The organism is Pukyongia salina, assembly GCF_002966125.1.
In the GTDB taxonomy this organism is placed as follows: domain Bacteria; phylum Bacteroidota; class Bacteroidia; order Flavobacteriales; family Flavobacteriaceae; genus Pukyongia; species Pukyongia salina.
On the sequence record NZ_CP027062.1, the window covers coordinates 1,886,585 to 1,905,722 of the forward strand.

Below are 19,138 nucleotides of genomic sequence, written 5' to 3' on the forward strand. Positions count from 1 at the left end.
GAACCGCCTCTACTTTATCGCCGGATGTATGTTCATCTTCGCGTTTGCTGTTGCTTTCAAACTCATGAACATTCAGTTTGTGGAGGGTGATAAATATCGCGAATTAGCCGAAAGGAACACCACTAAAAATTTCGAGATCAGGGCCAACCGTGGTAATGTGTATGCAGACGATGGCAGCCTGCTTGCTACCTCGGTTCCTAAATACGAAATCCGATTTGATGCCGTAACAGTCTCATCTACCGATTTTAAGGAGAACCTTGTTCCGCTGTCGAAAGAGCTTAGTAAAATGTTCGGAAAACCTGCCTCGTATTACCAGCAGCGATTCCGTAAAGCCAGAGCAGACAAGAATCGCTATCTCCTGGTGGCCAAGAATCTGGGTTATTCAGATTATATAAAGGTTAAAAACTTTCCACTTTTCAGAAAAGGACCATACAAAGGTGGGTTTATCATGGATCAAAGTACCGTAAGGGAACACCCCATGGGGAAAATTGGCGAACGCCTGGTTGGGAGTCAGAAGCGCAACGAACCCGGAGTTTATGAAGTAGGATTCGAGGGTGCATTCAATCAATATCTTCAGGGTAAGAATGGCCGCAGACTAAAACAAAAGATCGCAAAAGGGCAATGGAAACCGGTTTCAGATAATAATGAGATCGAACCCCAGGATGGCTTCGACGTAGTGTCTACTATCAATGTGAACATACAGGATATTGCACATCACGCCCTGCTGAAACAAATGGAGATCTACGAAGCGGAGCACGGCTGTGTTATCGTGATGGAGGTTAAGACCGGTGAGATTAAAGCGGTTTCCAATCTTGGCCGCACTTCCGAAGGCACCTACTACGAAAAATTAAACTATGCTGTTGGTGAAAGTCATGAGCCCGGCTCCACCTTTAAGGTAATGGCCATGATGGCCGCACTGGAAGACAAGGTGATCGATACGGCCACCGTGATCGACACAAAAAATGGAAGTAAGCGCTTTTACGGACGGAATATTACCGACAGCCGTCGAGGTGGGTACGGAAAGATATCTGCAGCCAAAGCCCTGGAAGTTTCTTCCAATATTGGGCTGGCTACCATTATAGACGAAGCCTACTCCAAGGATCCTCAAAAGTTTATCAACCGTTTGTATAACTGGAATCTTAATAACAAGATTGGCATCCCCATTTTAGGGGAAGGAAAACCTGATATACCTGGGCCCGGACATCCCAAGTGGAGTAAAAATGCGCTCCCATCAATGGCCTATGGATACAATTTAAGTTTAACCCCGCTACAAACTCTGGCATTTTACAATGCGATCGCCAACGATGGGGTTATGGTTAAGCCGAGGTTCATTAAGGAAATACGAGCCTGGAACCAGGAGGTGGAGACCTTCGACACCGAGATCATCAACGAAAAGATCTGCTCTGATAAGACCCTGAAGGAGATACAGGATATACTGCTCAACATTGTAAAACGTGGTACGGGTAAAAGTCTTTATTCTGAGTACTTCTCCATGGCAGGAAAGACCGGAACCGCAAGAACAGAATACTGGTTACCGGGCTGGGAAGAGGACAAAAAATATATCTCCTCCTTCTCGGGTTATTTCCCGGCCGAAGACCCCAAGTATTCTTGTATTGTAGTAATCCATAAACCCAGCACCAAGAAAGGCTATTACGGTGCAGATGTTACCGGTCCTGTGTTTAAAAGGATCGCTCAGAAAATATTTACAGATTCGCCTCTTATTGATGAGGTGAGTGGGATCGAAGAACAGGATGATGTACTGTTGGGTGACTTTCAGAAATATTACAATAAAGTACAGGAAGTTAATCCCGCAAAAGTCCCTGATGTGGATGGTATGGCAGGGATGGACGCAGTTTCCTTGCTTGAAAACCTTGGGATGAGGGTAGAGATAAAAGGAAATGGTACTGTGGTTGAACAATCGTTAGCTCCTGGTTCCGAATTTAAGAAGCGCCAGATAATTGTCTTAACATTAAAATGATCTATTTAAAGGACATACTATATAAGGTACCTATTGAAAAAACCATTGGGGTAACCGCCGTGGCGATCAATAACCTTCACTTCGATTCGAGAAAAATAGAATTGAACGATGTATTCGTTGCCATACGCGGCAGCTTGTCCGATGGTCATGATTATATCAAGATGGCCGCCGAAAAGGGAGCTCTTGCCATTATTTGTGAAAGTCTGCCAGAATTGATCATCAACGGGATCACCTATGTGCAGGTAGCCGACAGTAATAAGGCTCTCGCGCTGATGGCAGCCAATTATTTCGAAAACCCGTCCGACTCTTTGAAACTCATTGGAGTTACCGGTACAAACGGAAAGACCACTATCTCTTCCCTGCTGTACGATCTATTTAAAGCGGCGGGCTATGAAACGGGCTTATTATCTACTGTAAAGATCATGGTAGGTGAGAAAGAATTTCCAGCTACTCATACAACTCCAGACCCTCTTACAATAAACAGCTATTTACGGAAAATGGTGGACGCGGGAGTTGAGTTTTGCTTTATGGAAGTGAGTTCGCATGGTATTCATCAAAAGCGTACGGAAGGATTACACTTTGCAGGGGGTATTTTCACCAATCTTTCTCATGATCACCTCGATTATCACAAGGACTTCAAAGAATACAGGGACGTAAAGAAAACATTCTTTGACCAACTTCCAAAGTCGGCCTTTGCACTCACCAATGCCGATGATAAGAACGGGCCGGTGATGCTTCAGAATACAAATGCCAGAACGTATACCTATGCGTTGAAGACGTATGCCGACTACAAGGGACAGATCCTTGAGAACCAGTTCAACGGATTATTACTTAAAATAAACAACAACGAATTATGGGTAAAACTCATAGGAGCCTTTAATGCCTATAATATGCTCGCTATCTACGGAACAGCAGATCTACTAGGGCTTGAAACGATCGAGGTACTGCAGTTAATGAGTAACCTTGAAAGTGTGGCCGGCCGATTTCAATATGTGGTTTCCGAAGAGATGAATATCACAGCCATAGTAGATTATGCCCATACTCCCGATGCATTGAAGAATGTACTGCAAACCATCAATAGTATTCGTACGGGGAACGAAGAACTTATTACTGTGGTGGGTTGCGGAGGCGACAGGGATGCTGCTAAAAGACCGAAGATGGGAAATATTGCCGCCAGTTTAAGTACCAAGGTGATCTTTACAAGTGATAACCCGAGGAGTGAAGATCCCGAGGCGATCATCCATCAAATAGAAGCAGGTGTTCCACCGGAGCATTTTAAGAGAACCCTTTCCATTACAGACAGAAAACAGGCGATTAAAACTGCCTGCTCGATGGCCAACAGGAACGATATCATTTTGGTAGCAGGTAAAGGTCACGAAACCTACCAGGAGATAAATGGAGAACGTTTCGAATTTAACGATCTGGAGATCGTAAGTGAATTTATAACCGCCCTAAAAAAGTAATACGCATGTTATACTACCTATTTGAGTACTTAGAGAAGAACTTCGACATCCCGGGGGCGGGGCTGTTCAGTTTTATCACATTCCGGGCAGCATTGGCTGTTATCCTTTCATTGGTGATCGCAACCTTCTTCGGAAAAAAGATCATCAGGTTCCTACAGCGTAAACAAATGGGTGAGACGATTCGCGACCTCGGACTTGAAGGTCAGAATGAAAAATCCGGAACCCCTACCATGGGTGGTATTATCATCATTCTGGCAACACTAGTACCTGTATTATTACTGGCTAAACTCGACAATATCTATGTGATCATGCTTATCGTTACCACGCTGTGGATGGGAACCATAGGATTTATTGATGACTATCTTAAAAAATTTAAGAACGATAAGAAAGGCCTCCCTGGGAAATTCAAGGTAATTGGGCAGGTTGGCCTGGGTATTTTTGTAGGTGCGGTAATGTATATGCATCCCGATGTAACAGTACGGCTTGAAAAGGAGCACAATACAACTTCCGGTGAGTTGATCACTCAAAGCAGCACACGGGAATTCTATCCCGAGGAAAACTCCCTACTAACCACAATTCCGTTTGTAAAGAAAAACGAGTTCAACTATGAGAGTTTGATCAGCTGGGCCGGAGAAGATGCAAAAGATTACATCTGGCTTATTTTCATCCCCATAGTAATTTTCATCATTACAGCTGTGTCCAATGGGGCAAATCTAACCGATGGAGTTGATGGACTGGCAGCGGGAACTTCGGCCATTATAGCGGTGACCCTGGCCTTATTTGCCTGGGTATCCGGCAACCTTATTTTCTCAGACTATCTCAATATCATGTACATCCCTAATACGGGTGAAATGACCATTTTCATCACGGCGTTTGTAGGAGCACTTATCGGCTTTTTGTGGTATAACGCTTACCCTGCACAGGTGTTTATGGGAGACACCGGAAGCCTTACAATTGGGGGTGTGATCGCGGTAATTGCTATTGCGATAAGGAAGGAATTATTGATACCCATTCTTTGTGGAATTTTCCTGATGGAGAATCTATCGGTGGTCTTACAAGTGAGTTGGTTTAAGTACACAAAAAAGAAATATGGAGAAGGACGGCGCATTTTCCGGATGTCGCCATTGCACCATCATTACCAGGTGAAGGGCTTTCATGAAAGTAAAATAGTAACACGGTTCTGGATCGTAGGGATATTTCTCGCGATCCTCACCATAGTGACGCTAAAAATTAGATAGCATGCAGCGGCTGGTAGTTTTAGGAGCAGGAGAGAGTGGTGTTGGAAGCGCAATTTTGGGTAAAAAAGAAGGTTTCGAGGTATTTGTTTCAGACTTCGGAAAAGTAAAAGAAACATATAAAGAAGTTCTTATACATCATGAGATCGAGTGGGAGGAGGAGAATCATTCGGAAGAAAAGATCCTGAATGCTAACCTCGTAATGAAGAGTCCCGGAATACCGGATAAGGCACCTATTGTAACGAAACTAGTGAAAGCCGGGATAAAGATTGTTTCAGAGATCGAATTTGCTGCTTGGTTTACCGAAGCACAGTTAATTGGGATCACAGGGACAAACGGAAAAACGACCACCGCTACTTTAACCTACGAATTGCTTAAGCAAGGAGGATTAAATGTGGGCCTTGGGGGGAATATAGGTAAAAGCTTTGCAGGGATGGTTGCCGATAATGCCTTCGAAAACTATGTGCTGGAACTAAGTAGCTTTCAGTTGGATGGCATAGAGAAATATCGCAATCACATTGCTGTCATCCTGAATATCGTTCCGGATCACCTGGACCGCTATGACAATGATTTTAGTCGCTATGTGGCAGCTAAATTCAGGATAATCATGAATCAGTCTGAGCAGGATTATTTTATCTACGACGCAGACGATGAGGTGATAAGCAGATGGCTTGCAGCCAATGAGATACGATCTCAGAAAATGCCTTTTTCAGTAACAAAAAAGTTAGAAAAAGGCGCATGGATAGAAAACGAAAAATTAATAATAAAACTAAACAACAAAGAAGAAATTATGCCAATCGCAACACTAGGATTACAAGGACAACACAATATTAAAAATGCCATGGCTGCCTCTACGGTAGCTACCTTATTAAAGATTAGGAAGGCAACCATTAGAGAGTCTTTAGAGAATTTTCAGGGAGTAGAACACCGTCTGGAGCGGGTGTTAAAGATTAACAACGTACTGTATATCAACGACTCTAAAGCTACCAATGTAAATGCCACTTTCTACGCATTGGACAGCATGGAAACACCAACCGTTTGGATCGTGGGAGGAGTGGATAAAGGAAACGATTATGCCGAATTACTACCATTGGTCAACGAAAAAGTAAAGGCGATCATCTGCCTGGGGATAGACAACGATAAGATCATCGAACAATTTGGAAGCTGCGTGGATATAGTAGTGGAAACAGATTCGATGAAAAGTGCTGTGCAAGTGGCGTATCGCTTATCCGAAAAAGGAGATACCGTCTTGCTGTCACCAGCATGCGCCAGTTTCGATCTTTTTAAAAATTACGAAGATCGCGGAAGACAATTTAAGGAAGCAGTGAGAAATCTATAGCAAAAGCAATGCAGGGAATATTTAAAAATATAAAAGGAGATAAAGCGATCTGGGCAGTTGCGGGCCTGTTGGCGCTATTTTCTTTCCTGCCTGTTTACAGCGCGAGTAGCAATTTGGCATATCTCTATGGTGACGGAAGTACCTTACCCTACCTACTTAAACACCTTGCTCACTTGCTTTTAGGATTTGCAATTCTGTATGGTGTGCATAAGATTCCATATCACTACTTCCGTGGATTATCCATTATTGCCCTACCTGTTGTAATTGTGTTATTATTAATAACCATAACCCAGGGAACCACTATCGAAGGTGCGAATGCCAGCAGGTGGATCCGGGTTCCATTTGTAGGGGTGACCTTCCAAACTTCCACCCTTGCGGCCGTGGTGCTTTTAACCTATGTGGCGAGATACTTGTCTAAGATCAAGGATAAGGAAATAACCTTTAAAGAATCGCTGTTGCCCCTATGGCTGCCTGTATTTATAGTTCTGGCCCTAATCCTGCCGGCTAACTTTTCCACCACGGCGATCATCTTCGCTATGGTAGTAATTCTGGTTTTTATCGGGGGTTATCCCTTGAGGTATTTAGGAATTGTTCTCGGAGCCGGGGCGATCATGCTTACTTTATTTGTGTTAACCGCTAAGGCCTTCCCGGATCTGTTCGACAACAGGGTGGATACCTGGATGAGCCGTATAGAGAACTTTACAGATAACACAGATACAGAAGCCGATTACCAGATTGAAAAGGCCAAGATCGCAATTGCATCCGGGGGTGTTACCGGATTAGGTCCGGGGAAAGGGGTTCAGAAGAATTTTTTACCACAATCATCGTCAGATTTTATATATGCTATTATCGTGGAGGAGTTTGGTATGCTGGGAGCCATGTCTATCATGTTCCTGTACTTACTACTGCTTTTCCGGTTAGTGATCGTCGCTTATAAGGCAAGTACGGTTTTTGGGAGGTTGCTGGTTGTTGGGGTGGGATTGCCTATAGTTTTCCAGGCGCTGATCAACATGGCGGTAGCGGTGGAACTGTTTCCAGTAACCGGGCAAACATTACCGCTCATTAGTAGTGGAGGAACCTCAATCTGGATGACCTGTCTGGCACTGGGGATGGTGTTGAGCGTGAGTGCAAAAAGAGAAGCAAAACTAAAAGAAATGGAAGGGATCGAAAACCCATTGGATATATTAAGTGAGACCATATAGATTTATCATATCAGGAGGAGGAACCGGCGGGCATATTTATCCGGCCATTGCGATCGCCAATGAATTGAAGCGGCGGTACAGCGATGCCGAGTTTTTATTTGTGGGTGCAAAAGATCGTATGGAAATGGAGAAGGTTCCGCAGGCCGGATATAAGATCGAAGGCCTTTGGATCTCAGGAATTCAGCGAAACCTGAGTATGAAGAATCTTATGTTTCCCTTTAAACTCGCATCCAGTATAATTAAAGCGAAATCTATAGTGAGGAAATTCAAGCCCGACGTGGCAATAGGTACTGGTGGGTATGCCAGCGCACCATTGTTGCGGGTAGCTTCCATGCGAAGAGTTCCGTGTCTTATTCAGGAACAGAACAGTTATGCTGGGATCACAAATAAATGGTTAAAGAACAAGGTGCAGAAGATCTGTGTGGCTTACAAGGGTATGGATGCTTTTTTTCCTGCTGAAAAGATCGTGCTAACAGGAAATCCAGTAAGAGAGGATCTGTTGGATATTTCGAAGAAAAGGAGCGAGGCATTGTCTTTTTTCAATCTTTCTTCTGAAAAGAAAACCTTATTGGTACTGGGGGGTAGCCTTGGAGCCAGGAATATCAATAACCTTATCGATAGCTCATTGGATATGCTTGTTTCTGAAGGAGTACAGCTTATCTGGCAGTGTGGGAAATTCTATGAAAATGAATATAAAGACAGAACGGGAGGTCTGGTACAGGTACATGCCTTCCTCAACCGAATGGACCTTGCTTATGCTGCTGCAGACATGATCATATCGCGGGCAGGAGCCCTTTCGGTTTCCGAGTTATGCCTGGTTGGTAAGCCGGTGATTTTTATTCCTTCGCCCAATGTTGCTGAAGACCACCAGACCAAAAATGCTATGGCAATCTCCAAAAATGATGCAGCAATATTGCTCAAGGAAAGTGAAGCTATAGATAAGTTCGAGCCGGTGTTCACCCAATTACTGCACTCGACAGAGAGACAGCTCCAACTTTCAGAAAATATAAAGAAACTCGCACGCCCGTGTGCTACAGGCGAGATTGTGGACGAAATAGAGAAATTAATAAAGGTTAAGTGAACGAGTACAAACACATACAGACTTTTTATTTCATCGGAATTGGCGGTATAGGAATGAGCGCCCTTGCACGTTTTGCCAATTTGGAGGGGAAGCGTGTATATGGCTATGATAAAACCGAAACAAGTTTAACTCGCGAATTAGTTCAAGAAAATATTACGGTAACCTACAACGATTCGGTTTCGGAGATTCCGGATTCTATAAAGAATAACCAGAATACGCTGGTAATATACACTCCGGCGATTCCAAAAGATAACACCTTGCTTAATTGGTTTCAAACCGAAGGATACACGGTAATTAAGCGTGCCCATTTATTGGGGGAGGTGACACGAAACACTTTATGTTTGGCAGTGGCTGGCACGCATGGAAAGACAACAACTTCGGCTATTTTGGGTCATTTGTTGGCAGACTGTGACATGCCGGTCACCGCTTTTTTAGGAGGCATAACAGAAAATTACAACTCGAATTTTATCAGCAAGGGAACCGAGATCACGGTGGTAGAGGCCGATGAGTTCGACAGGTCCTTCCTAACCTTGAATCCAGATATCGCCTGTGTAACCTCAATGGATGCAGATCATTTAGATATTTATGGCGATTCTACTGCTTTGGAAGACGCCTTCCGGGATTTTGCGTCATTGTTACCGTCACCGGATAAATTATTACATAAAAAAGGGTTGCCGCTCAACGGAAAAACGGTGGCCATAGAGGATCCGGCCGATTTCGAAGCCAGAAATGTTCGGATAGAAGATGGGAATTACATATTCGACCTAAAGACACCGTCTACAATTATAAAAGATTTACAATGTTCTTTGCCGGGACATCATAACCTACAAAATGCTGTTACAGCTTTGGGTATGGCAATTCTAGCAGGTTCCCCAACCGATTGCCTGCCCAAAGCTTTAAGAAATTTTAAAGGAGTACAACGTCGATTCTCTTATCGGATCAAGAGGGCAGATGAGGTACTCATAGACGATTATGCACATCACCCAACAGAGATTGATGCTTTAAGTCAGGCAGTTAACGAATTATACCCGAGAGACAGAAAACTCATAGTGTTTCAGCCGCATCTGTATAGCCGGACAAGGGATTTTGCAGAAGGCTTTGCAAATAGCCTGTCTAAATTCGATGAGGTGATCCTGTTGGATATATATCCCGCCCGGGAATTGCCAATAGAGGGTGTAACTGCCTCATGGTTAATGGATAAAATACAAGGGAACAGGGTGCAACTCGTTTTTAAAAAGGACTTGCCGGTGGCAATAAAAGCCTCGTCTTGCCGTATAAAACTTATAGTGGGTGCCGGAGATATAGGAGCAGAGGTACAACGTATAACCAGATACCTGAACGATGAAGATTAATTGGTGGATCATAAAATTTGCATTTTTAGGCATAGTGATGGTGCTTCTTTTGGGTTTTTCGAAGCGCCGTAACAAGGAGCGAAATCTGGAGAAGATCAGCATCGAATTTATCGATGAAAACGAACCATTTATAACGCTTTCGGCAGTTAATAAATTGTTAATACAAAATGCCGACAGTGTTACGAGTATAGTCAAAGAAACTTTAGTTTTGAATGAGATGGAGCAAAGGCTGGAGGGGAATCCGATGATTCGGGATGCAGAAGTTTTTGTAACTGTAGACGGAGCACTGGGAGCGCGAATCGAGCAACGAAACCCGATAGCCAGAGTAGCTTCAACACCGGATTATTATCTGGATGAAGACGGAAAAAAAATGCCGTTATCTGCAGTTTACACAGCAAGAGTTCCATTGATCACTGGAAAGTCTCAATCAGATTTAACGGAAGTCACAAAGCTACTGCTTGAAATAGAGAAGGACGATTTTATGAAGAGCAGTGTGGTAGGATTGCATATAGAACCTACTGGTATCATTGAATTGAGATTGCGAATGCACGATTTGAGAGTTCGCTTTGGTAAACCGGAAGATATCGCGAGGAAATTTCAAAATTTCAAGGCGTTCTATAAGAAAACAAATCAAGACGATCTGATTAACAATTATAAACTGGTGGACCTTCAATTTGGGAACCAGGTGGTAGCAACAAAAAAGTAAAGCCATGGAACACGAAAATATAGCCGTAGGATTAGACATAGGAACAACGAAGATCGTTGCTATGATAGGCAGGCAGAATGAGTATGGCAAAATGGAGATCCTGGGAATAGGGAAATCCAAAAGTCTTGGCGTACACCGTGGGGTGGTAAATAATATTACTCAAACCATACAATCGATACAACAGGCAGTGCAGGACGCAGAGGCTTCATCGGGGATGAAGATTAGTGAAGTGGTTGTAGGGATAGCTGGGCAGCATATTCGCAGCTTACAACACAGTGATTATATCACCAGGAACAACAGTGATGAAGTTATTGACGAGGATGACATAGATCGATTGTGTAACCAGGTCCATAAATTAGTGATGCTTCCGGGGGAGGAAATTATCCATGTGCTTCCACAGGATTTCAAGGTAGATGGGCAAGCAGAAATAAAGGAGCCCATTGGGATGTACGGAGGTAGGCTGGAGGCCAATTTTCATGTTGTTGTTGGGCAGGTATCTTCCATAAGAAATATTGGCCGGTGTGTAAAAAGTGCCGGATTAGAACTATCGGGTATTACCCTGGAGCCCTTGGCATCTGCAAATGCGGTTTTGAGTCAGGAAGAAAAAGAAGCCGGAGTAGCCCTCATCGATATTGGAGGTGGTACCACAGATCTGGCGATATTCAAAGACGGGATCATACGGCATACTGCGGTGATTCCTTTTGGCGGTAATGTAATTACTGAAGATATCAAGGAAGGTTGCAGCATTATAGAGAAGCAGGCAGAGTTACTGAAGATAAAATTTGGATCGGCATGGCCCGGAGAGAACAAGGATAATGAAATTGTTTCTATTCCCGGTTTACGTGGGCGTGAACCTAAGGAGATCACCTTGAAGAATCTTTCAAAGATCATACATGCCAGGGTTGTAGAGATCATCGAACAGGTGTATCTGGAGATCAAGAATTACGGCCATGAAGAGCAAAAGAAGAAACTCATTGCAGGAATAGTATTAACCGGAGGGGGTGCTCAATTGAAACATCTGAAACAACTGGTAGAATATATTTCTGGGATGGACACCCGTATTGGTTATCCCAATGAACATCTGGCGGGTGACAGTGATTCGGAAACAACCAGCCCGATGTTTGCAACAGCTGTGGGATTGGTACTGGACAGCCTTAATAGCCGTGATCACGCCACACAGATAAAAGCGGTGGTCGAATCGGAAGCAAACTCTGGAGGAGATGGCATGGTTCAGCAAGAAGAAGAAAATGAAACCATGGATGAAACGCCGAAGGAAAGAAAACGATTCTTCGATAAATGGGCAGAGAAGTTCAAAGAGTTTTTAGATAACGCAGAATAGACACGCTTAAAAGCGATACAATATATAGACAATAGAAACCTCACAAAATTAATAGTATGAGCAGCAACACAGAATTTGATAACATTTCGTTCGATCTGCCTAAAAATCAATCCAATGTAATAAAGGTTATTGGAGTTGGGGGAGGCGGTAGTAACGCTATCAACCACATGTTTAGTCAGGGGATCAAAGGAGTGGATTTCGTGATTTGCAACACAGATTCCCAAGCCCTGGAGAATAGTCCGGTTCCCATAAAGATCCAATTAGGAGTTTCCCTAACGGAGGGCCTGGGTGCCGGAGCTAATCCTAAGATAGGAGAACAGTCTGCGGTAGAGAGTATGGAAGAGATCAAAAATATGCTCACCATTAATACCAAGATGATCTTTATTACTGCAGGAATGGGTGGAGGAACCGGTACGGGAGCTGCTCCAATCATCGCAAAGATGGCTAAGGAGATGGATATCCTTACCGTAGGGATTGTAACCATCCCGTTCCAGTTTGAAGGTAAGATAAGGAACGATCAGGCGCAGATAGGAGTTGAGAATTTACGACAGAATGTGGATTCCCTTATCGTGATCAATAATAACAAACTTCGTGAAGTATATGGAAATCTGGGCTTTAAAGCCGGATTTTCAAAAGCTGATGAAGTGTTGGCAACCGCAGCCAGGGGGATAGCGGAAGTGATCACCCATCACTATACACAGAACATTGACCTTAGAGATGCAAAGACCGTTCTTGCCAACAGTGGAACTGCAATTATGGGAAGTGCCAGTGCAACTGGAGCGAACAGAGCCGGAGAGGCCATCACTAAAGCACTGGATTCTCCGTTGCTTAATGATAACAAGATCAAAGGGGCAAAAAATGTATTGCTACTTATAGTTTCGGGCAGTGAGGAGATCACTATAGATGAAATAGGTGAGATTAGTGATTATATCCAGGATGAAGCAGGCCACAGCGCCAATATCATTATGGGAGTTGGAGAAGATGAGTCTTTAGATGGAGCGATAGCCATCACGGTAATTGCTACTGGCTTTAATGCAGAACAGCAGGATGAGATCGTGAACACAGAGACAAAGAAAATAATCCATACCCTGGAGGACGAACAGAAGGCAGAACATGTGTTAACGCCAAAACCAACTGCTTCACCCGTTGAGATTCCGGTTATGGAAAAGGCCGCAAAAAGCAAGGTGGAATCGGCTCCGGTGATCCGTCATACCTTATTTGAGGAAGAAGAGGTAGAAGACCAAGTTGTAAAAAAGCCGGAAGCGACTAAGCGTGAAACAAAAGAATTACCTTTTGAAGATTACATTGAAACCTCCGAGCTAATAAAAAATATAGAGGTGAATTATCAGGAGATCGATATTCATCATTTGATGGAATTTGAACAGGTCATTATCAACGAGATCGATGTAAATGATTTCGTGATCGTGGAAGAGAAGGAGGAATTACGAGTTACTTCGGAAGTAAAATCGGTTCCTGAAAATAATACCGAAAAAGAGGAGGACCAGATGCTAATGTTCGATCTTCCTGCATTTGAGACGGAGGAAACTTCAGAAAAACCAAAAAAGAAAGAACCAGAGTTCGAGGTTGCAACCTCAAGTGTGGAAGAGATCGAAGTGAAGGATGCCATTGAAGTTGTTCCAGTTACTGAAATTTCAGACGAAGGAGTTAAGCGCTACAGTCTGGACGATTACCAGGAAATGGAGACTATGCTTAACGAAGCAAAACCATCCGCTGGTGAAGAAGAGGATGAGGAAGTTGCATTTTCAACAAGAACTGAAGAAGATGTGGAAACCGAAGAGGCCCCTGATGACGAACCGGCAGATCCATTGAATACACCTATTTCCAAGCTTTTGAAGGACAGAACCGAAGAGCGGAAGAAGATGATGAAAGAATTCAATTACAAATTCAGGAATAGTGCTTCTAAGATAGAAGATATTGAAAAGCAACCGGCATATAAGCGTATGGGGATCGATCTGGATGAGACCGAAAGTTCTGAAGATACCAATATCTCAAGAACCTCGGTAAATACAGACGACGATAATATCGAACTACGTTCAAATAACTCATTCCTTCATGATAATGTAGATTAATTGTTTAAATTAAATCGTTGCAGATTTGGCCCGTATGAATTTTATATGCATACGGGTCTTTTCTTTTTCGAATGTTAATTATTATGTATCTTCGCGGTCTGATTTAGCGAGAAGAAATGAGTTTACAAGAACAGATAATGGATGCGATGAAAGTCGCCATGAAAGATAAGAACCAGGTTGCTTTACAGGCATTGAGATCGGTGAAATCTGCTATCTTATTAGCTCAGACAGAGACGGGTGCTAAGGGAGAGCTCTCTGAAGATGAGGAGATCAAGATATTACAAAAATTAGTAAAGCAACGTAAGGACAGTGCATCCATCTACACCCAACAGGGGAGGGAGGATCTGGCTGCGCCGGAAATAGCCGAGGCAGAAGTTATCGAACAATTTTTACCCGAGCAGATGAGTGATGAGGAAGTGGCGGCAGTTGTTGAAGAAATAATAAGAAAAACCGGAGCAGATTCCATGAAGGATATGGGAAAAGTGATGGGTATGGCAAATAAAGAGTTAGCAGGTCGCGCAGACGGCAAGACCATCTCTTCCCTTGTAAAAGCAAGGTTGTCTTAAAATAAGTATTGGCCCCGTAGTTCAACTGGATAGAATATCAGATTTCGGCTCTGAGGGTTGGGGGTTCGAATCCTCCCGGGGTCACTACAATAAAAATAACTTTTTGTTTTACAAGGAGTTATTTTTTTTTGTATCCATAATTGTATCCATAATATCCTTTAACTTCGTGGATTACGTGAAACCGTATGGTTTTTATGAGATATATTTTTATCATGTCAATTCATAAGTCGATTATGAATCCTTCATCTTATGTTTGAATATAAAATTATTTATTAAAATGAGATTTTCTAGTTTAGTTCTTTTCCTGTTTGTAACAATAGTTGCCCATTCTCAAAAAGTTGAAACCGTTTTTGTGCGTAATGGCAATATTAGTAATCAACCATCAATTATGTCATTTCACAAATGCGAGAAATTTAAAAAGAGGCACAAAGTTTATGTTCTAGAATATGCTGCGGAGAATTGGTGGAAAATAGAATATAAGGGTTGTATTGGGTATGTCCAGGAACCGTTTTTGAATATCAATGAAAGTATTTTAAATATCAAGAAAAGAGTCAAACTACAGGCGGAAAAAAATCGTCAATTGGCAATTCAAAAAAGATTGGAACGAGAAAGGATAGAGGATTCTTTGCTTTTAGCAAAAGTGAATGCTGATAAAGCAAGAAAAGATAGTATTAGAAAGCAAGAAAATTTGGCTCGAGAAAAAAGAATGGAAGAAAGACGGATTAAGGAGGCAAAGGAAAAGGAAAACTATATAGATAGTTGTTCTATAACAATTGATGAGATAGATGAATTTTCAGGAAAACGTAGACTACAAACTAAGAAATATTACATAGATGAATATCCAAAATATAGACTAGGTGAATTAGGCGTAACGTTGAAGAGGTACGGAAATGCGAAATATATTTATATATGGACTTCATCTGATTTAGGGTGCGTTAGTCCATATTCGCATAATAGATCAACCGCAAAGTTCAAATTGGAAAATGGGGATATAATTACTTTTTATCATAGGGGTGACATAGATTGTGGAAGATTTGAACTTGTTGCCACAATTACTTCTAATGAAATTGCCAGGCTTAAAAGGTCACCAATAAAAACAGTTCGACTTAATGGAACTGAATATTATAATGATTATACCGACCTGTTTTTCACAGAATTCTTTATAAAGAAGTTGGATTGTATAAAGTAACTTTAAAGGATCAACCTCTATTTCTTTAATTCGCCGTTCAATTCTTGCGCCATAAAAGATTCGATTCTAAGAATCAACTCTTCAGGAAATTTTTCTATTTGTTCTTGGGTTATCCTAAGACCATTTATTTGAATATAGTTATTTACTATGGTTGGAGCATTATGTTTTGCGGCACCGGTCATTTCTATAAAAGATTTTAAGGCCGTTGCATTATCTTCTTGAATACCTATGAGATAAAGTTTAGATAGTGCATGAGAAGCCATGTATTCAAGTTTTCCTTTTACTAGTTTATTAAAGTCAGTATGTAAACCAGAAGTAAGGTGATTGTAAATTGTTTTACGTGATAAGCCAGTTTCATTCGAAATACTTTGAATGGTGGGGAAACATCGATTTTGTATTATATAATTATGAATGCAAGAGGTAATGATGCTGTGATTAGTTTCATACGTGATATTCCTCAGTTGCGTTTCTAATTCTGGTTTATCCTTATATCTATAACATTCTGCAACCATCTCAAAAATTTCATTTTCTTTCCCTTGTTTTTTGGCGAATGTTTCGGCATATCTATTTTGAAGACTTTCTAATAGTATTCCGTAATCGTCAGGATTTGAATTTAAGTATTCACGAACTTCACTTGGTTTTTTTAAGTGATCAAATTCTGTTAACTTTTGTTTACTTTTTTTCTTAGTCATTTTGTTGTTTCTACATTAGATTAATTCTCTATATCTATCTTCTCTTGAGGTTAAGAGGCTTTGCAATGAGCACAGGAAACCCTAAGGGAGTCCCTGTGCCTGTGCTTAATGTTTGACTTACCTACTTACTCCGTCGGCCTGTCGGCTCATTATTCACACTCCGACCACTTTCAATAGGGGCAACTCCCGCCCTAATCTATTGCCTGTGCTGGCTGGTCGGCCCAGGATAACCTGGTGTCACGCCATGTGGCTCTGCACTACTTTGTAACCACTTTTAATTTGTTCGACCCAAACAGAGATTTTTTGACCGATAAAATCGAACTTTTTTATTATCTTTAACACGTAAGGCGTGATTTCCTTACAGTCGTTAAACCGTCTCAGAGGGTATGCACCGAAAGACGGTTTATTTATTTCCTAAATCTTTGTAATCCTAGATGCAATTAGTCTGGGATGTGATCGTTTATCCCATGGATAGAAGTCTAATCTTATGGTGATATCAAGACGATCAAAAGAACGTGCCACAATTATGGTGTGAGACTTTTGGATGAGGTCACCAAAATAAACTTCTCCTGATAAAGGTGTTTTAAACAACCCAGTAGAAGCACGTCGATGAAACCTTCTTCCGTCATGTTCATGTAACCAAAATTCAGGACGAGATCTATTAGCATACCCTCTGTCCGATGAAATTCTGATATAGTCCCTTATGTAATTTTTTGGATCTCCACTTTCTATGTGATAATGCTTAGAAGTCTTACTACGTTTTTCCGTGATTTCCCTATAAACCAGTCGTATCGTCATTATACTTTGATTAATGCGGCTTCAACTTCAGCCAGTTTAAACAATATTTTTCCTCCGATCTTATACCCCTGGAGTATACCTAGTCTGCGATACTTGTCTACTGTAGATGGTGCACTTTTGATTAGTTTTGCGCACTCTGGTTTGGTAAGATACTTGTTAGTGATTTCGAGGCTATTCGCCCTCTTATTATTTACTTCCATTGTACTGTATATTAATTCAGTACAAACGTAAATAAGGTGTTGAAGATGGAAAGGAGACCTTTAGGGTACCTCCCCTGTTAAAGTTTTGATTTTTTATTTAACTTTTCAGAAAAATATCGTGAAAAGATGTTTTTAGTCTGTCTATAAATAAGGTATTATGGCGTTCTTTAACTTTTGCACTTATTTTGTCTCCATCAATTTTCTCGCCTATCATTAGACCAAATATCTCGTACATGGTTTTTAGATTGACATTTAGGCAACTTGCAGAATCTAGAGCACGGATTAACTCAACGGTTTCGGTTTTTGTCATTTTGAGACAACCGTTAATACCTAGTTGTAATGGTTGTACATTTTCATCCTTAATTTTTGCTAATTCACTTTTTAAGAAATCTATTTTTCGTTGCTGCATATTTGCAAATTTATGTGGATGACCAATCTCATTTTCAGCATCTTGAATTTCCTTTGCTCTTATCGGTCCAACTTCGGACCCTTCCTCCCCGAGAAGAGTATATAAGTAGACTTCCTCTAATCGATTCAATAGATTCATTATAAATTCATAACGGTCTCCATAATATTCATTAATATACCTCTGTAGTTCAAATTCAAACTTCTGTGGATACTCCTGGGGTGTTAATGTTAACGGTAGATCTGGTGTATAAAACATGATCAATTGGTTTTACTTACTAATATAAGGGGTGAATGTTCGAGTGCCTTTACTTGTCGGGCGATTTCTATATAAGTATCATCATCATCTTCTTCTCCAATGTAGTCAAGCAATTGTCGTTCGGTTTTATGCCCGGTTATCTTTTTTATATACCCAGTAGAAAGTTTTCCGAAGTAATTAGTTGCTAAGGATCTTCTGCCTATATGACTGCTAACGGCTTTCCATTTCGGAACAGTTAAAACTTCATAACGATTAGTCTTCGGATTTCTTAGGTTGGCCTCAACCATTTCATCTAGACCGGCAATCTTACAAACCTTCTTAATTAGCCTGTTATAGATTACTTCATTACTAGATTTATTATCTGCAACCATAGGAGGAAATTCACCACCATAACGGCTTAAAATACGTTCTATGGTTGTGTTAATTGGGATTTTAACTTGTTTGCTCGTCTTACTTTGTTTTATCTTAATAAATCGATGACCTTCGACAGTTATGATTTTCTTTTTTGAAAACGTAAACAAGTCTCCCACTCTTTGTCCAGTCCAACATGAAATAAGTAACCAGTCACGTGCAATCTCCAGTCGTTGTGTAGGCATTTCTGTACGTTCAAGAGCAACAAGATCAGACAAGTTTAGATAAACATGAGGAGGTTTATTAAAACTCAATTTTTTTGTAAGTTTCATGCTATCTGGATGCACGTCTATATCATTGTCGTAAGCATGAGTGCAAATAGTTTGCATAACTTTCAGAGTATTCACTTGGGTATTATGCGCATAACCTGATTGTTGAAGATGTTCGAGTAATTCCCGTCGGTATGACTTATCTACCTTTGTTAACTGAACGTCACGAAATGCTAACAGTCTGTTTAATGTTGAATGTATTTTCTTTTCGGTAGTAGGTTTTAAGTTTGACATTCTTAGGTAAACAGGAACATATTCCGAGAAAGTCGTTGGGGTAGGATTAAGACTATTTCTTAACCATTTAGGATTAAGTTTTGGTTGTTGTTTGAAATAGGCGTTTGTGATGTTTGTTCGAAGATCCTCCAGGTTTTTATTCAAGGTATCCAAAGCCTCATTTTCTTTCCTTTTTTGGTGGGTATTGTGGTCTACAGAACGTGAAATCTTGTGTTTTTTGACTTTGCCACTCTCCCAATGATTGGGATTAACTTTGTAGGGTGTAGAGACTTTTACATCATGCACTTCGGTTCGTGCTCTCATGTAAATTGTAGAGGGATTTGATTTTCC

General features: G+C 41.3%; 15 protein-coding genes and 1 tRNA gene. 13 read left to right on the forward strand and 3 right to left on the reverse strand.

The window, feature by feature from the left end:
• The first annotated feature begins 28 nt into the window (after positions 1–28).
• The 13 genes from C5O00_RS08520 to C5O00_RS08580 all read left to right on the forward strand — a co-directional run bounded on the left by C5O00_RS08520 (position 29) and on the right by C5O00_RS08580 (position 15,540).
• Complete coding sequence (locus C5O00_RS08520; protein WP_244592961.1) at positions 29–1,978, forward strand: PASTA domain-containing penicillin-binding protein; 1,950 nt, start codon at positions 29–31, stop codon at positions 1,976–1,978.
• Positions 1,975–3,441 (forward strand): UDP-N-acetylmuramoyl-L-alanyl-D-glutamate--2,6-diaminopimelate ligase, encoded by a 1,467-nt coding sequence (locus C5O00_RS08525; RefSeq protein ID WP_105216457.1) that lies wholly within the window; start codon positions 1,975–1,977, stop codon positions 3,439–3,441. Before C5O00_RS08520 ends, C5O00_RS08525 begins: the two co-directional genes overlap by 4 nt.
• Positions 3,442–3,446: 5 nt before the next feature.
• Entirely contained in the window at positions 3,447–4,679 is a 1,233-nt protein-coding gene (gene mraY, locus C5O00_RS08530; protein ID WP_105216458.1) for a phospho-N-acetylmuramoyl-pentapeptide-transferase, read from the forward strand.
• Position 4,680: 1 nt separating this feature from the next.
• A complete protein-coding gene (gene murD, locus C5O00_RS08535) occupies positions 4,681–6,015 on the forward strand; it encodes a UDP-N-acetylmuramoyl-L-alanine--D-glutamate ligase (protein WP_105216459.1) in 1,335 nt (444 codons plus the stop codon).
• A gap of 8 nt (positions 6,016–6,023) precedes the next feature.
• Positions 6,024–7,217, forward strand: a complete 1,194-nt coding sequence (locus tag C5O00_RS08540) for an FtsW/RodA/SpoVE family cell cycle protein (RefSeq protein WP_105216460.1) — start codon at positions 6,024–6,026, stop codon at positions 7,215–7,217.
• Positions 7,204–8,298 carry an undecaprenyldiphospho-muramoylpentapeptide beta-N-acetylglucosaminyltransferase gene (gene murG, locus C5O00_RS08545; RefSeq protein ID WP_105216461.1) on the forward strand — a complete coding sequence of 365 codons (1,095 nt, stop codon included), beginning with the start codon at positions 7,204–7,206 and terminating at the stop codon, positions 8,296–8,298. The genes C5O00_RS08540 and murG overlap by 14 nt, the downstream gene beginning before the upstream one ends.
• The gene (gene murC, locus C5O00_RS08550; RefSeq protein WP_105216462.1) at positions 8,295–9,650 is read left to right on the forward strand and encodes a UDP-N-acetylmuramate--L-alanine ligase; all 1,356 of its coding nucleotides are present in this window, start codon (positions 8,295–8,297) and stop codon (positions 9,648–9,650) included. The genes murG and murC overlap by 4 nt, the downstream gene beginning before the upstream one ends.
• Complete coding sequence (locus C5O00_RS08555; RefSeq protein WP_158676811.1) at positions 9,640–10,356, forward strand: cell division protein FtsQ/DivIB; 717 nt, start codon at positions 9,640–9,642, stop codon at positions 10,354–10,356. The genes murC and C5O00_RS08555 overlap by 11 nt, the downstream gene beginning before the upstream one ends.
• Before the next feature lie 4 nt (positions 10,357–10,360).
• Positions 10,361–11,695, forward strand: coding sequence for a cell division protein FtsA (ftsA, locus tag C5O00_RS08560; RefSeq protein ID WP_105216464.1), 1,335 nt, complete (start codon positions 10,361–10,363; stop codon positions 11,693–11,695).
• A gap of 56 nt (positions 11,696–11,751) precedes the next feature.
• Positions 11,752–13,785: a cell division protein FtsZ gene (ftsZ, locus tag C5O00_RS08565; protein ID WP_105216465.1), complete on the forward strand. Its 2,034-nt coding sequence runs from the start codon at positions 11,752–11,754 to the stop codon at positions 13,783–13,785.
• A gap of 116 nt (positions 13,786–13,901) precedes the next feature.
• A complete protein-coding gene (locus C5O00_RS08570; RefSeq protein ID WP_105216466.1) occupies positions 13,902–14,351 on the forward strand; it encodes a GatB/YqeY domain-containing protein in 450 nt (149 codons plus the stop codon).
• A gap of 10 nt (positions 14,352–14,361) precedes the next feature.
• A tRNA-Arg gene (locus C5O00_RS08575) sits at positions 14,362–14,435 on the forward strand.
• A 193-nt stretch (positions 14,436–14,628) separates the two neighbouring features.
• Positions 14,629–15,540, forward strand: coding sequence for a hypothetical protein (locus C5O00_RS08580; protein ID WP_105216467.1), 912 nt, complete (start codon positions 14,629–14,631; stop codon positions 15,538–15,540).
• A 17-nt stretch (positions 15,541–15,557) separates the two neighbouring features.
• On the opposite strand, the gene C5O00_RS08585 is transcribed toward C5O00_RS08580, so the two are convergent.
• The 3 genes from C5O00_RS08585 to C5O00_RS08600 all read right to left on the reverse strand — a co-directional run bounded on the left by C5O00_RS08585 (position 15,558) and on the right by C5O00_RS08600 (position 19,111).
• The gene (locus tag C5O00_RS08585; protein ID WP_105216468.1) at positions 15,558–16,232 is read right to left on the reverse strand and encodes a hypothetical protein; all 675 of its coding nucleotides are present in this window, start codon (positions 16,230–16,232) and stop codon (positions 15,558–15,560) included.
• 1,095 nt (positions 16,233–17,327) lie between these two features.
• On the reverse strand, positions 17,328–17,894 hold the full coding sequence (locus tag C5O00_RS08595; protein WP_105216470.1) for a hypothetical protein: 567 nt from the start codon (positions 17,892–17,894) through the stop codon (positions 17,328–17,330).
• A 2-nt stretch (positions 17,895–17,896) separates the two neighbouring features.
• On the reverse strand, positions 17,897–19,111 hold the full coding sequence (locus C5O00_RS08600; protein ID WP_158676812.1) for a phage integrase SAM-like domain-containing protein: 1,215 nt from the start codon (positions 19,109–19,111) through the stop codon (positions 17,897–17,899).
• Positions 19,112–19,138 lie beyond the last annotated feature (27 nt).